This is a genomic window from Candidatus Erwinia dacicola (genome assembly GCF_001756855.1).
Classification (GTDB): Bacteria; Pseudomonadota; Gammaproteobacteria; order Enterobacterales; family Enterobacteriaceae; genus Erwinia; species Erwinia dacicola.
In genome coordinates, this window is the sequence record NZ_MAYS01000415.1 from 1 (window position 1) to 15095 (window position 15095).

At 50.9% G+C, this 15095-nt stretch carries 17 protein-coding genes; all 17 read left to right on the forward strand.

Annotation, left to right across the window (positions count from 1 at the left end; all coding sequences use genetic code 11):
- Nucleotides 1-496, forward strand: a 496-nt coding sequence (locus BBW68_RS11330) for a transcription termination/antitermination NusG family protein (protein ID WP_420835347.1), incomplete at its 5' end; no start/stop codon positions are given.
- A 79-nt stretch (nucleotides 497-575) separates the two neighbouring features.
- Entirely contained in the window at nucleotides 576-800 is a 225-nt protein-coding gene (locus tag BBW68_RS11335; protein ID WP_040118338.1) for a hypothetical protein, read from the forward strand.
- A 20-nt stretch (nucleotides 801-820) separates the two neighbouring features.
- Nucleotides 821-1489 carry a lytic transglycosylase domain-containing protein gene (locus BBW68_RS11340; protein ID WP_070135446.1) on the forward strand — a complete coding sequence of 223 codons (669 nt, stop codon included), beginning with the start codon at nucleotides 821-823 and terminating at the stop codon, nucleotides 1487-1489.
- Nucleotides 1490-1498: 9 nt separating this feature from the next.
- The gene (locus BBW68_RS11345; protein WP_040118340.1) at nucleotides 1499-1792 is read left to right on the forward strand and encodes a TrbC/VirB2 family protein; all 294 of its coding nucleotides are present in this window, start codon (nucleotides 1499-1501) and stop codon (nucleotides 1790-1792) included.
- A 9-nt stretch (nucleotides 1793-1801) separates the two neighbouring features.
- A complete protein-coding gene (locus BBW68_RS11350; RefSeq protein WP_070135447.1) occupies nucleotides 1802-4549 on the forward strand; it encodes a VirB4 family type IV secretion/conjugal transfer ATPase in 2748 nt (915 codons plus the stop codon).
- A gap of 11 nt (nucleotides 4550-4560) precedes the next feature.
- Complete coding sequence (locus BBW68_RS11355; RefSeq protein WP_064645492.1) at nucleotides 4561-5283, forward strand: TrbJ/VirB5 family protein; 723 nt, start codon at nucleotides 4561-4563, stop codon at nucleotides 5281-5283.
- A gap of 14 nt (nucleotides 5284-5297) precedes the next feature.
- Nucleotides 5298-5588, forward strand: a complete 291-nt coding sequence (locus tag BBW68_RS11360; RefSeq protein ID WP_040118343.1) for an EexN family lipoprotein — start codon at nucleotides 5298-5300, stop codon at nucleotides 5586-5588.
- Nucleotides 5585-6586: a TrbL/VirB6 family protein gene (locus BBW68_RS11365; protein WP_070135448.1), complete on the forward strand. Its 1002-nt coding sequence runs from the start codon at nucleotides 5585-5587 to the stop codon at nucleotides 6584-6586. Before BBW68_RS11360 ends, BBW68_RS11365 begins: the two co-directional genes overlap by 4 nt.
- A gap of 199 nt (nucleotides 6587-6785) precedes the next feature.
- Nucleotides 6786-7469, forward strand: a complete 684-nt coding sequence (locus tag BBW68_RS11370; protein WP_040118345.1) for a VirB8 family type IV secretion system protein — start codon at nucleotides 6786-6788, stop codon at nucleotides 7467-7469.
- The gene (gene virB9, locus BBW68_RS11375) at nucleotides 7469-8365 is read left to right on the forward strand and encodes a P-type conjugative transfer protein VirB9 (RefSeq protein ID WP_102135786.1); all 897 of its coding nucleotides are present in this window, start codon (nucleotides 7469-7471) and stop codon (nucleotides 8363-8365) included. Before BBW68_RS11370 ends, virB9 begins: the two co-directional genes overlap by 1 nt.
- Nucleotides 8362-9642, forward strand: coding sequence for a VirB10/TraB/TrbI family type IV secretion system protein (virB10, locus tag BBW68_RS11380; RefSeq protein WP_070135450.1), 1281 nt, complete (start codon nucleotides 8362-8364; stop codon nucleotides 9640-9642). The genes virB9 and virB10 overlap by 4 nt, the downstream gene beginning before the upstream one ends.
- Before the next feature lie 10 nt (nucleotides 9643-9652).
- Nucleotides 9653-10681, forward strand: coding sequence for a P-type DNA transfer ATPase VirB11 (gene virB11 / locus BBW68_RS11385; protein WP_070135451.1), 1029 nt, complete (start codon nucleotides 9653-9655; stop codon nucleotides 10679-10681).
- Nucleotides 10668-11072 carry a cag pathogenicity island Cag12 family protein gene (locus BBW68_RS11390; RefSeq protein WP_070135452.1) on the forward strand — a complete coding sequence of 135 codons (405 nt, stop codon included), beginning with the start codon at nucleotides 10668-10670 and terminating at the stop codon, nucleotides 11070-11072. The genes virB11 and BBW68_RS11390 overlap by 14 nt, the downstream gene beginning before the upstream one ends.
- Nucleotides 11073-11175: 103 nt before the next feature.
- Nucleotides 11176-11481 (forward strand): conjugal transfer protein, encoded by a 306-nt coding sequence (locus tag BBW68_RS11395; protein WP_040118350.1) that lies wholly within the window; start codon nucleotides 11176-11178, stop codon nucleotides 11479-11481.
- A gap of 2 nt (nucleotides 11482-11483) precedes the next feature.
- Nucleotides 11484-13706, forward strand: a complete 2223-nt coding sequence (locus BBW68_RS11400) for a type IA DNA topoisomerase (RefSeq protein ID WP_070135453.1) — start codon at nucleotides 11484-11486, stop codon at nucleotides 13704-13706.
- 61 nt (nucleotides 13707-13767) lie between these two features.
- Nucleotides 13768-14211: an H-NS histone family protein gene (locus BBW68_RS11405; RefSeq protein ID WP_070135454.1), complete on the forward strand. Its 444-nt coding sequence runs from the start codon at nucleotides 13768-13770 to the stop codon at nucleotides 14209-14211.
- Nucleotides 14180-14461, forward strand: a complete 282-nt coding sequence (locus BBW68_RS18445) for a hypothetical protein (protein WP_148127647.1) — start codon at nucleotides 14180-14182, stop codon at nucleotides 14459-14461. The genes BBW68_RS11405 and BBW68_RS18445 overlap by 32 nt, the downstream gene beginning before the upstream one ends.
- The last annotated feature ends 634 nt before the right edge of the window (nucleotides 14462-15095 follow it).

Genomic DNA, 15095 nt, shown 5'->3' on the forward strand with positions numbered 1-15095 from the left:
CGGCGGAAAATGGGGGCTTGTGCCCACAAGGATGGGAAACATGAATTTATGGTATGTGTTGTACTGCAAGACTCAGGATGTTGACAAAATAACCAGAAGGGTCAACAGCTTAGGCGTTAGTGTTTTTTGTCCTCGTTATGTAAGAGTCTCTCACCGAACCGACTGTAATTCGGTTCGGATCGACGAAAAAGTGTTGTTCCCTAATTATTTGTTCCTCTCTTTTGATATCAACAAAATCCATACATCAACGATTTCCTCTATCCCTGGGGCCATCGGCTTCATTCGTTTCGGTTCAGATGCCTGTACGGTTCCCCAGAAAGTGATATCCGCGATTGAATGCGCCCGCTTGATAGCGCTGAACAATGATGATCAAGCTATTGAGTGCCGTAATATTTCGCCCGCTTTGCTGCTAAAAATTCAGGAAATCTCGCTTATCAGGTCGATAGAACAACGGCAGGTTGCCTTTTCACACCTTTTGCAATCGTCCAACCTTTAAACCCAACCTCATTCTTTTATACATACCGGCACTGCGGGCAATAGCCTGCGGTGCCTTTTTAATAGGAGTAGCCATATCCATGCCGAAAAAGAAGTTGGGCGAGCCAACGAGTACGGCGGTGATTTACATCGGACAGCAGCGTTACCAACTGTTAGCAAAACATGCTCGTGAAATCAGTTATTTATCCAACACCAATATCAAAACAACAACATTCCTTCACTACTTGATTGATGAATTCACCAAAAAAGGCCATGCCTCACTGCTTAACCAGTTGCAGAAGGCTCCCCCCACTGAAGAGGAATAAACCATCTAATAGGAGGACACATGATTTCATCCGCCGTGCTTCTGACTCTGGCCATGCAATGCGCCCCAACCATTCACCCGGATACATCGCATGATGTAGCCAGAGTTGAGTCGGGGTTAAACCCCTTTGCTATTGGTGTTGTAGGCCAGAAAAAAGGGCTTTTCCCCAGCAACATAAACGACGCTCTTGATCATATCGACCAGCTCAAGGCGAAAGGTAAAAATTACTCAGTTGGTCTGATGCAAATCAACCAGGCTAATTTTTCCCGTTACGGTGTCACTGCAAAACAACTGTTTAATCCCTGCACCAACCTGACCGTCTTCGAGAAAATCATCACTGACTGCTATCTCCGGGGCGGCACCCTGAAAAGGGCGCTGAGTTGCTATTACTCCGGCAACTTTGATACCGGCCAGAAGCCCGAAGCCGCATTTTCCAAAACCAGCTATGTACAGCGGATGGGTTACAAACCCGCGCAAAAATATGTCGTGCCTTCCAGCAAGGCCGATCAAGAAAAGCAAAACGCCACACCAGGCAATACAGCACCCACGCCGCAGATACGTTACCCCAAAGGTATTGTACGCGGCGATCTCATCACCTCCGACACGCAAGTGTCACCTAACCAGGCTACACCCGTTTCTTTCCCGTCACAGGTTGTGCGGGGGGAATTTGTAGTCATTACATCTAAATAAGGAAATATCATGAAAATTTTACGCTCTATTAAAAACGCTCCTGCCTACCTTGCTGCTGTTGCGGCCTCTGCTGCCATGTCATCACCGGCATTCGCGGACGGGTTCGCCAAAGCCGAAACGTTGCTGGAAAAAATCTCGTCTGGCCTCACCGGTCTGGCCATCGTCACCATTACCATCGCTGTTATCTGGGTGGGTTACAAAGTGTTATGGGACGGCAAAAGCCTTCACGACTGTAAAGGGATCATCATTGGCGGCATTCTTATTGCCAGCGGTGCAGAAATCGGCGCTCTGTTGATGAGCTAAGGGGCGGAAATGGTCACGCTGAATAAAGCCCTGACGCGCCCCGCTATGCTGTTTGGCATTCCGATGGTGCCGTTAGTTATCGTCAGTGGGGCAATTATCCTGCTGGCGATATACCTCACTAAACTTTTGTTGCTGTTCCTGCCGGTAAGCTGGTTTGTCATGAACCAGATGGCTCGAAAGGATGCCCACATTTTCGGATTAGCCTTTTTAAAACTGAAAACGCGGGGCAATAAGACGTGCAACACCCACTACGGCGCAACGGCGTTCCTGGCGAACGACTACGACGCCGTAGACATCACGGAGTTCATCAACACTATGCGACTTAACGAACGGGTCACGCTCACCAAGCACATTCCGTATTCGTCGCACATTCATGAAAACGTCATTAAAACCCGAGGTAGCGACCTGATCGCAACGTGGGAAATTGGCGGAACGGCGTTTGAATGTGATACGGAAGAAAATCTCGACATTCTGTCTGGTCAGTTTAATAACCTGATTAAGTCCTTTGAAGGCCGACCGGTGACGTTTTACGTTCACAATATCCGTGAAACGTACCACGATCACTTTGACGGGCATTCGGGTAACGATTTTGCCGATACGGTCAGCGAACGGTACTACTCAACGATTGAAAACCATCCTTTCCGCCATAATCGTCTGTTCTTCACCGCCTGTTATATGCCCTTTGTCGGACTGGATAAGGTCGAGCGCAAACGGATGTCCGACGGACAGAAGCAACATGCGTTAGACAGTGCATTAAAAGAGATGTTGGAGATCTGCCAGACGGTCGGCACGTCTCTGTCGCGTTTCACCGCGAACCAACTAGGGGCTTATGAAGAAAATGGCCGCGTATTTTCGTCACAACTGTCTTTCTATCGGCGGCTGTTAAGCGGCGTCTGGCAGAAAACAGCCGTTACGCGCACGCCATTTTATGAAACGCTCGGCACAACCGACCTGTTTTTCACCGGCGATGCCGGGCAAAGCAATAACGTGAGCGGAAAGACCTTCTTCCGTGGGCTGGAAGTGAAAGACTACGCGCCGGAATCCTTCACCGGGATAATGAACGTGTTGCTGTATGCACCGTGTGACTATGTGATCACCCAGTCTTTTACCTGTATGGCGAAAGATGAAGCGCAAAAGCACATCAAGCAGACGGCCAAGCGTTTACGCAGCACGGAAGATGATGCCATTTCGCAGCAGGAAGACTTATTTGTTGCCCTGGACATGTTGCAGGCCGGACACATTGCCTTTGGTAAATATCATTTTTCCCTGATGGTATCGGCACCCGGCACAGAACGGCTGATTAAAGACACCAACAGCCTGATCAACGCCTTCACCGATCTGGGTATCACCCCGACGCTCTCCACGTTGTCGCTGCCCGCTGCCTATCTGGCACAAATGCCAGGTGTGTACACGCTAAGGCCGCGACTTGTCCCCATCAGCAGCCAGAATTTTGCAGAACTGGCGTCATTCCATAACTTCTATACGGGGAAACGGGATAAGAACCCCTGGGGTGAAGCGCTTTGCGTTCTCAAAACCCCATCGGGCGGGGCGTATTACATGAACCTGCACAACTCAATGCTCAATAAGGATGATTTTAACGAGAAAAACCTGGGAAATACCAGCGTTATCGGCACAGCAGGTTCGGGTAAAACAATGCTGATGGCATTCATTCAGGTCATGATGCAAAAATACCGACAACCCCAGAGTTTTTCGCCGCAGGCTAAAACGCAGCGTCTTACTACCGTTTATTTTGATAAGGACAGGGGGGCAGAACTGAACGTACGGGCGTTGGGCGGCCAGTATTATAAGGTGAAAAGCGGTGAATCTACCGGCTGGGCTCCCTTCCGCCTTTCCCCGACTAAACGCAATCTGAACATGATCAAAAAGCTGATGCGCATACTCTGCACCCGCAACGGGCAAACCTTGTTCCCGCGCGACGAGCTGCGTCTTAGCCAGGCGGTGGATGCGGTCATGAAGGAGTTACCGGCTGAACACCGTGGGTTTGGTATTACCCGACTGCTGGAGAACCTCACCGAGCCGCCAACGAAGGAAGCGCAGGAAAACGGGTTACGCGTAAGATTGTCACAGTGGGCGCAGGGTGGCGAATACGGCTGGGTTTTCGATAATGACCTGGACACCTTTGATATTGGCGAATGCGACAATTTCGGCATCGATGGCACGGAATTTTTGGACGATGCTGACGTGTGTGCGCCGATTTCATTTTACCTGCTGTATCGCGTCACCAGCTTGCTCGACGGGAGACGGCTGGTGATCTTCATGGATGAATTCTGGAAATGGCTCAACGACCCGGTCTTTTCTGATTTCGCCTTTAACGTGCTGAAAGTCATCCGCAAACTGAATGGCCTGTTTATTCCTGGTACTCAGTCACCGGCGGAAATACTGATTAACCCGATATCTCCTGCCGTGGTGGAGCAGTGCGGCACGCAAATCTTTACGGCAAACCCGAAGGCTGACCGCAAAGACTATGTTGATGGTCTGAAAGTCGCCCCGGAGATCTTCGACATCATCAAGAACCTCGATCCGCTGTCACGCCAGTTCGTAATAGTGAAAAGCCCCCTGAAAAAGGGTGATTTACGCAACTTTGCAGCACTTGTCACCCTTGACCTGTCCGGGCTTGGTACTTACACAAAAGTGTTAAGTAGCAGCGCTGACAACCTCGAAATTTTTGATTCTGTGTTTCAGGACGGCATGAAGCCGGACGACTGGCTAGAACGCTACCTGCAACTCGCTCTCTGAAAGGAAATAACATGAAAATGAAAACTCTGTCCGCCGCCTGTCTGGCGGGGGCTTTGCTGTGTCCATCACTGACAGCCTATGCCGGTATTCCTGTCATGGTTGATGCTGATCCGTTACGTCAGATTCAATACGCGACTGACGCCCAAAACTGGCTTAAAACGGTAGAACAGTATAAATCCCAGCTCAATGCCTACAAATCGCAACTGGCGACCGCGACCGGCGTACGCAACGTGCAGGACTTTTTGAGCCAGGCTAAGGGGCTGTCGAATGACCTTAAAAACCTGCAAAAAAACGGCATTTCACTCAACGACCTACTGACGAACTCCGGCGGGTCATACAGCAGCGCGCTAAACGGCCTGTACAGCAAGTACAAGATGTTTGACACCTGTGATGCTACGCAGACCCAAAGCTATGCTGATACCTGTAAACAAATCGTCATTAACCGGGCGGTGGCCGTCGAAGATACCACTGCGGTACAGGAGAAGATCAACAGTACGGTGAGTGATATTTCTACCCTTGTAAGTCGTATCGAAATGTCGCAAGACGCTAAAGAGTCACAGGATTTGGCGAACACCATAACGTCAAAAAGTGTACAGTTAAACGCGCTGACCACGCAGTGGGAAATGAGCGTGAAACAGTCGGAACTGCGTGATCAAATGCTGACATCGCAGCGACAAAAAGCCCACCGGCAGCAACAACTGAGTGCGCCGGTAGCTGATTTAAACAACTTATGACAAGGATTTTTCATATGACGATTAATAACCGCACTATTTTATCTTCCCTGCTTGTTTTAAGCCTTTTTGCTTTAGGTGGTTGTGAAGAAAAGAAAACTGAGGAGTGGTATATGGCTCATCATGACGAATTACTAAAAGACTATGCCGATTGTTTGAAAACCAAAACATTCAGCAGTGAGCGATGCATTCCTGTAGTGAATGCAAAAAAGAGATCTATCAATGAACCTGACATTGCAGCAGGAATAAAAAAAATCCAAATGGAGTACATGCAAAGTAAAATAACCCCGGAGAATAACAAATCATGAGTAGCGAAGGCATTTTCACAGGAATGGATGCCGCGGTAATGAATGGTTTGAATAGTGTTATACAGGGGCAAATGTCCCTGTATTCAACAATGATGGCAGGGCTAGTTACCGGCTCTGCCACTCTGTACATTCTTTGGCGTGGTTATCAGACACTGGCGGGTAAGCTGCATACCCCGGTAGAGGACGTAGCGTGGGATTTGGCGCGGATGGGGATCATCCTGGCATTTGTCACTAATGCTGATGGTTATCTGGACGCGTCTGTTGCCGCCATTAATGGTTTAAAAGACGGACTAAGCGGAAGTGAAAATGTTTGGGTTTTATTGGATACTCTTTGGGGTAAAGCACAAATATTAGGGGAGAAACTTTTTAACCTCGATGATTCCACTTACGTGCAACTCAATGGCGGCATTGCAGAGCTATTGGTCTGGGGGGGGACAATAGTGACTTTGGTTATTGCCACTATTGTGAATATGGGAGCTGAAATAATGTTGTTGTTAATGACAACGACGGCACCCATATTTATTTTTTGCCTGATATACAGTTTTCTCCGCCCGATGTTCAATAACTGGCTCCAGGTAATTTTTACCGCGATCCTAACGCTCATGTTCTCGGCTTTATCTCTACGGATTGCGATTCAGTATTTAAGTAGTGTACTGGATAAAGCAAGTAGCGGAGCTGATGTAAACAACATCGTGACGCTGGCGGCACAAAGCTGTCTCGCAGGTATCGGTGCCGGGTTCGTGGTCTGGTTATCGGCAAAAATTGCCGGTTCACTGGCAGGGGCTAGCGTACAGGGTGTGGTACAGGGCGCGGCTAAAATGGGGCTAATGGCAGGCGGCGGCGCAGCGAAAAAAGCCGCAAGTACCGTAGGAAAGCCCGTGGGGAATGCTTTAGGCAGTATTGGCGATAAGGCAGCGAATAACCTCAAAGGCTCATCGGCCAGTAATGCCAAAGCATCGGCAAAAGCCGCAGTGGAGAAAATGAAAGCCCAAAATTAGCAGATATCCCGCCACACCTGTTCCCATCGCAAGACTCATTACTTTTTAATCCTTTCAGGAACCTAAACCATGAAACGCTTCATCATATTTATGATGTTGTGCACCCTTGCGGGCTGCGCACAGCAAAGCCATTTCCCGCCGGATGTTTCCGGCGACCTTCAACCCGTTAATTCCGCTTCCGTTATGCAGGAGGTGAATAATGTCTGAATTACAAAAAACGCTGAATACCTCGCAGTCGTTTGAAAAAGTGATGCTGACACGCGATGCGCGGGCTAAAAAACTCGCCTTTGTTATCGCCGCCGTCGCCACGGTATTTGCCTTACTTTCCGTTGTGGCCGTCATTGTCATGCTTCCGCTAAAACACACGGAAGTCGAGCTTTACACCGTAGACAGCCACAGCGGGCGGGCGGAATACGTCACCCGAGTGAAAGAAAAAGACATTTCTACCGAGGAGGCAATGGCTAAAGCCTTCGCCGCCAATTACGCCACGCTCCGGGAGGGATACAACTATTTCGCCCTGCAAAGCAATTACGACACGGTGCAGCTCTTTAACAGCGGACAGGTCAACGCGGACTATCTTGCCTGGTTCGCCGGACAGGATGCCCCCGACAAGGTTTATCAGAACGCGGCTAACGTGGTGGAAACTGAGGTCATTTCCAACATCATCAGCCAGGCTACCGCGCCCGATATGCTGGCAACCCTCCGACTGAAAAAAACCATCCGACACGTTGTAGACGGCGCGACGCGCGTCGAATTCTGGAACGTTCGTCTGACATACCACTATGTGCCACACAAGGCGCTGACCGACGCACAGCGTGAGAGTAATCCGCTGGGCTTCATCGTCACCAGTTACCAGCGTGACAAAGAACTGAGGAAAGAATAATGCGTAATCTATTCGTCATTCTCACTTTGATGCTCTGCTCATCGGCGTGGGGAGCCGCAACCCCACAGGGTAGCCGGTACGACAGCCGTATGCAGCAGGTGGCGTACAACGTGCAAAACAGCACGGTGATCAACACCCGCGCCGGCTACGTCACCACGCTGGTATTTGCCGATGATGAGGCGGTGATCAGCACCGAAGTCGGCTTTATTAAAGGATGGGCGGTAACAAAGGAGGCGAACCGCGTCTATATTCGCCCAGCTCCCATCACGCAGCCGGTGACGGATGCGGACGGCTCAACCGTCCAGCAGGCATTTTTACCCGAGTCGAAAGACTGGAAAACCAACCTGTTTGTCACCACGTCGGCACACTTCTACAGCCTGGAGCTTAACGTGCTCGATGAAGGCGCACCGGCAAGCAGTCTGGCGTTTGTTGTGACCTGGAATTATCCCGATGCCAGTCGCAAGGCCAACATGGAAGCCGTTAAAGCGCGGCAAAAGGAGCTGACGGAGGCGCAGGAAAAAAGCCGCATCGCCAAAGCGTTTAATGCCGCCACTACACCGCGAAACTGGAACTATGCGCAGCGTGTGAAGCAGGGCAGTGAAATGGCTATACCGGACTTTGCCTATGACGATGGCCGCTTCACTTACCTGGGCTTTTCACCGCTGAAAAAGATCCCGAGTCCCTTCCTGCTCGTCAACGGCAAAGAACAAACGACCATCCCGTCGTTCTCGCAACAGGGCAACTATCGCGTGATGGTCGTTCACTCGCTGGCTCCAAAGCTGGTCTTACGCTACGGCGACGCCGTGGTGGGCATTGTTAATCAGGGATTTGGTCTGGCAACGGTCAGCAACGGCAGCACCGTTTCACCGGCGGTTAAACTGGAGGAAAAACCATGACGGATACGCAAAACCCAACGCCTCTCGATGGGAGCGAAAGCCCCGTACCCGAGAGAGAAAAAACGGTGGCCGAGCTGGAAGTTGAAGCACGCGAACGGGCGCAGGCACAGCGTAAAGAGTCTGCACCGGTGGAGGACGTTAAACCCGACCAACCCGAGGTAAACAGCCTCAAAAAGCGCGGTAAAAACCGTCTTATGACGCTGGGAATACTGCTTCTGGCGGCGCTTATCGTATTAGCCTGGATGGGTGACTGGGCTTATAACCATTTCATGAGCGCCCCCGCTCCCAAGGCTGAACAGGCAAAAGCGGCACCGGATGATGTCAGTTACGGACGGAAACGCCAGGGCATGGGGATGGCTGAAAACCCGCTGGGGTTGCAGGACACCGCGTCAACCGATACCAAAACAAACCTTCCTCGCCCCGCCGCTCCGGCAGTTTCATTTAACAAGTCGATGGCTCTGGCGGCGATGTCCAGCACGCAAAGCAGCGGCCAAACCGCCACGGTTTCGCGCACGGCTGAACGCAGTACCACAGAGCACAGCGTATCTCCCGCGACCGCGCAGCCTTATACACCCTGCACGGTGACGCTGGTCATGGATGCCAGCGGAAAGCTGGCCTGTCCTGTCGGAGCGGAGGCATCACCTGGTGTGGCACCGGCAGTTTCCACAGTAACCGGCGTACAACGTATGCGGCTTGACCCGGATTTGTATATTCCGGTCGATACCTATATTCCCTGTACGCTTCAAAGCCGCTTTGTGTCCGACGTTGCCGGGCGTATTTCCTGCCTGATATCTGAGGACGTTTACAGCGAAAGCACCCATGTACGGCTGATACCCGCAGGCACCCGCGCCCGTGGCGTCTACAAGACCGGCACACTCAATCACGGCCAGGCGAGGATGTTCGTGATGTGGACGGAACTCAGAACCCCGGACAGGCTAAAAATCCCGATGGTTGATTCTCAGGTCGTAGGCCAGCTCGGTGAGGCCGGTATTGATGGCTGGATCGACACGCATTTCTGGGAGCGTTTCGGCAACGCAATGATGCTCAGTACCGTGCAGGACGTCGCAGCAGCGGCGGCAAGTTCCGCCCCGTCGAAAGACCGCAATACCGATTACACGGAAAATTCACGCGCTGCCGCCGCTGAAATGGCAAAAACGGCGCTGGATAACAGCATCAATATCCCGCCAACCATCTACAAAAATCAGGGCGATATCATCGGCATCATGACCGGTTCAGACATCGATTTTTCAGGCGTCTACAGCCTGAAACTCAAATAAGGAGGGCATTATGGGCGTCAGTAACATTTCACTCGACCAGCATAAACAACGCATGTTCGGGGATTTTCTTCACCTCGATGGCCTGACCGAAATCGCGGTAAACCGTCCCGGAGAGCTGTTTACCAAAATTCGCGGGGTGTGGCAAAAACACCCCGTTCCGCTCACGCTGGCACAGTGTCAGACGTTTGCCACCGCGCTTGCCAACTATCAGGGCGACCATATTGATGATACGTCGCCGGTGCTGTCCGCCACGCTCGAATCTGGCGAACGTTGCCAGGTGGTGATGCCTCCGGCTTGTGAGCGAGATACGGTGTCGATCACTATCCGCAAGCCTTCCCTGATACAAATTCCCCACCAGTCCTATATCGACGGCGGCTTTTACGACCGGGTCACGGGTAAGGAGAAAACAGCAAGCCATGATGACGAACTTTTACGTTTATACAATGCCGGAGCTATTCCCGCTTTTATGGAGAAGTGTGTCGAATATGGCAAGACCATCATCATCGTGGGCGGTACGGGGTCGGGGAAAACAACCTACCTGAAAACGATGATCGGGTATATCCCCGTTAACCTGCGACTGGTGACTATCGAGGACAACCCGGAGACGCGCTTTTACGGCCATGAAAATTACGTGCATCTTTTTTACCCCGCCGATGCGGGAGAAAAAGCCATTGTGATCCCGGCCAGTCTGGTACGGGCAAACTACCGCATGAACCCTGACCGTATTTTACTGGCCGAGGTGCGCGGAGGTGAAGCCTGGGACTGTCTGAAAATCATCGGCTCGGGGCATGAAGGGCTGATCACTTCTCTGCACGCCGGTAGCCCGGAAGAGGCCATTAACGGGCTGGCGGAACGCTGTTATCAAAACATGGAATGCCAGAACATCCCCTATTCGGTACTGCTGCGTAAGGTATTGAACAGCATTGATGTCATCGCTAGCATTGACGTGAGCGGCGATATTCGCCGCATGGGTGATATTTACTTTAAGCCGGTGCATCGCGCCGGTGTGATGGAGAATTTCAGGAATGAAACATTTTAAACCCCTGGTTGTACTCAGTGCATTGCTGGTACTCGCGGGCTGTTCATCCCCGCCCGAACCGGCAGCCGTCGAGTGGGATAAGCCTCTTTCGCCGACCAACGGCACATTGCCTTTATGGCAGGAAAACACGGTTGTTACACCGTCGCCGGTCGTGTCCGGGCAGTGGTCGAGAGTGATCACCGATTTTCAGGATGAAGGGCAGATTTGGACGCCTGATGTCTGGTATGCCGTTGCTCATTCCCCACACGTTGCCGTCTCTGCGCCGGATGCGACCGCGTTCTTTGCTGCTAAAGTCTGGTTGAGACAACACGGTACACAAGGGCTTATCTCTTATCTTCCAAAAACTCACTGCCTGACCTGCAACACCACCGATATTTATTTTTCCCGATAACGGCGGTGAGACAGATTTTTAATCTGTTTTTCCGGCGTTGAACAACCAGAGGGCGTTAGCCGTCTTTTGTTTGTCTCAAAATCACCTCAAGGAATAAAACGTTATGAAAAAAACCGCAATCGCGGCGGCACTCCTGTGCCTGACCGCTGGCTTTTCTGCGCCTTCATTTGCTGCTGACCCGTGCGAGGTCGTCCTGTGTATGTTCGGCAAAGTAACCGGTAATAGCGGCGGCAGTGAATGCAGCAGTGCCGAAAAAGCCTTTTTCAGCATTAATTCTTTTAAGAAGAAAGGCCGGTTTGATCCATCGAAGACATCAAACATGCGTAAAGCGCTTTTGGGGGAATGCAAAGCCGCAGACCCGGCAGCTATAGCCAAAATCATCAGTCAATTCGGGCGAATCAGGGGGTAATCATGAGACTTTTTATCGCAGAAAAGAAAGGATTGGGTGAAGTGATCGCCCTTGCCCTGGGCAACGGTGTAAACCGTGGCGGTTATATCGAATGTGGCACCGACGTGGTGACGTGGGGATCAGGCCACCTGCTCGAGCTGGTCAAGCCTGAAAGTCATAATCCCGCTTATGAAAAATGGAACGAGGCTGATTTACCGCTGAAACTGCGCCCGCACCGCTACCAGCCGATTGAGCGCACCGCAGGCCAGTTTAAAACGGTGGCGGCGCTGATTGAGAAGGCGAGTGAGATTGTTCACGCTGGCGATCCCGACGCCGAAGGCCAGCTTTTAATTGATGAATTTTTGACGTACACCGGCACGAAAAAACCGGTGAAGCGCGTCCTCATCAATGACCTGAACACGGAGAAAGCGCGACAGGCGCTGACGCAATTACGCGACAACAGCGAGTTTTACGGATTATCCCAAAGCGCATTAGCGAGAAGCGTTGGCGATCAACTCTTTGGCTTCAATATGACCCGTGGTTACACCCTCGCCGCCCGTAAAAAAGGCGGCAAAGATGTGTTATCGGTTGGTCGGGTACAAACACCGATACTGGGTCTGATCGTTCACCGTTATGAAGCCTTCAAAAACCATGCGGCAGCGTTTTATTACGCTGTCAGCGCCGGTTTTATGATTAACGGTTGTGACCTGACCCGTTGCGACGGAGGCGAGATACCGGCGCGATTTTCCGTACCAGACGATGCCCCTACGGACGATAAGAAACGCATTATCGATAAGCACTACGCTGATAATATTGCCAGTACGACACAGTACCAACCCGCCACTGTGACACAGGCACAGACTGAACCTAAAACCTCACCGGCACCGCTGCCCTTCTCGCTATTAGATTTGCAGGTTCACATGAGCCGTGAGCACGGTCTGCCCGCTGAAAAAACGCTGGCCGTGACGCAATCGCTGCGCGATAACTTTAAGGCGATCACCTATAACCGCTCAGATTGTCGATACCTGAATAACGAACAGTTTAATGATGCGCCTCAGACTATCGCGGCGGTGAGTGCAGCATTAAACGGCACATTTCCCCCGCAAGTTCTGGCCGACCTCGACAGCAACAGAAAAGGCCGTGCCTTTAATGAAGGTAAAGTCGGAGCGCATACCGCGATTATCCCGACCGGCACCGCGCCCGATACAGCAAAAATGAGTCAGGACGAACGCGCGGTATACACCGCGATTGCCACGCAGTACCTGGCTCAATTCTTACCGGAAAAAACGTATCTGGCGGCCAGCGTCAGTTTTTGCGCAGCGGGCAACACCTTCACGGCCAGTGCCAGGAAAACAACCGGGATGGGCTGGACGGCGCTTTTACAAGAGAGCGACGGCGACGCTGAAAGCGGCGACGGCGAGAATGAGCCGGGGAAAGATAAAGGCGATGGCTTATTTTCCATATTAACGACACTTAGCGTGAACGATGCCGGAACCTGTCAAACCGTCACTGTCAAAGCGGAGAAAACCAAACCACTGCCACTGTATACCGAAGCCACGCTGTTACGTGATTTACAGCGCGTGGCAAAATATGTGAAAGACCCGCGTATTAAAGCTTTATTAGTCAGCCGGGATAAAGACACTGAGGGGGAAAATGGCGGGATCGGCACACCGGCAACCCGCGCCGAAATGTTAAAAACCTTACTAAACCGCAACTTTTATACCGTGGAAAAAAAGAAGCTTATCCCCACGGAATTAGGCATCAGCTTTATTCATACCCTGCCCTCCATCGCTACCGAACCCGATATGACCGCACTCTGGCACGAGCAGCAACAGCAGATCGAAAAGGGGAAAATGACCTGCGATGCGTTTTTAGACGAGCTGGAAATATTTATTGCAGAGCAGCTTCAACACGTCGATGTCAGCGCAGTCAACGTGACGGCCAGCGATAAAGAAAAAAGTGAAAAGAGCCAGTTTGAGCGATTAAACGCGCCCTGCCCATCCTGCGCCAGCAGCATCATTGTGACCCCTAAAATATTCCGCTGTACTCAGTGCGACTTTAAAATCTGGCCAACAATGGCGGGTAAAAACCTGACCAAAAATCAGGTTGAAACGATCATCAGCAAGGGCAAAAGCGCAGAGATAAAAGGCTTTACCAGCAAAGCGGGTAAACCGTTCTCGGCGTTCGTGGTGCTAAAAGACAAAGCCACCGGACAAACGGCGTTTGAGTTTCCCCCACGTAAATAAGCCTTTCACCTATATGGCAGCGTAATGCCGCCACACTCCATTAACTTAGGTAACTTTCATTATGTCAGACATTAAATATCAGGATGTTTACACCTATCTATCCTCTGGCCGCAACATGAACCAGTTTATTAAACGGTGCGACTACGCGCTATTAACCGACCTGCAAAACAAACTTGAGGTGCATATCAGCGAGTGGGAGGCGCAGCAGGAAAAAGAACAAGAAACCATACAATTACGCGACGAGAAGCGCCGCGAATTGTTAGCACTGATTGTCAGCGAGGGTTTTTCACCCGAGGAATTAATAACCACAGCGACGATAAAAACAAAATCCCGCCGCCGGATGAAATATCAGTACAGAGAAGGTGACGCCATCAAAAAATGGTCTGGTGTTGGTCGGGTTCCGCGCTCAATTCAGGAACGGTTAAATTCAGGTGCAACGTTGGATGACTTTTTAATTGCAGAGGAAATCAAAAATGAAAACCAGAATAAAACACCCCACAATTAAAGATGCTGTATATATAGCAGAGTCTGTTATTTCAAGAATGGAACATAGCGCTGGGCGACGCTGTGGTTTATACGATACCTTATACGACCAGTTTCTTTCCGAGGAAATACATGAATTCGCTGATAGTCTGAATGACGATGAACGGAATAAGTTTATAGAAATCGCCTCCGCACTACATCCACACCTAAAAGAATACAACTCATGTAAGACAAAAAGTATATTAAACAAAGTCCGCGAAGAGGAAATGTGACGTTATTTTTTAATCGTTCAATTTTGGAAAATTGCTAACGATGGTTTTAACTTATCGTTCAATTCAGAATGAATTGTTAACGGAAAGTGGATTGAGGCAGCTAAATTCAATTTTGAAAAAATTGTTAATTTGGCGTCGCCGAAACCACTAACGAGCGTTCACCCCCAGTGAACCGAGTTAGTTGGGGGGAGCCGAATAAATTTTGCCGCCCCAGCGAGCAAAAAGCTATCGCCCACGATAGCGGTTTATTTGGGGGGCATCGCCCCGCAAACCGTCCAAGCTTAGGAGCATTATTCGAGGAACGAGAATAATACGACTTTGCGCGTGACCACCCCCGTTACGAGTAGTGATTTCCGATATTTTGAGACGAAGGCGAAAAAATAGAGGTCAAAATCACTTCGTAAGGGGGGTGGTCACGCGCAGCGTGGACGGTTTGCCGCACTTGACCTTTGGGGGTTTTGGCGTGGCGTCCAGCCGCGACATTACCCCCTTGTCTCATGAAATAAGGGCGTCCAGCCCGCATAGAATGGGACATGCCTTTGTTGAGGGGACTCTAGCCCCCTCAGCATGCCCGCCTGCGGGCACAGTTTTAACGCTCTCAGATCCCCATGCAACTCGGTGAATCCACTCGGTG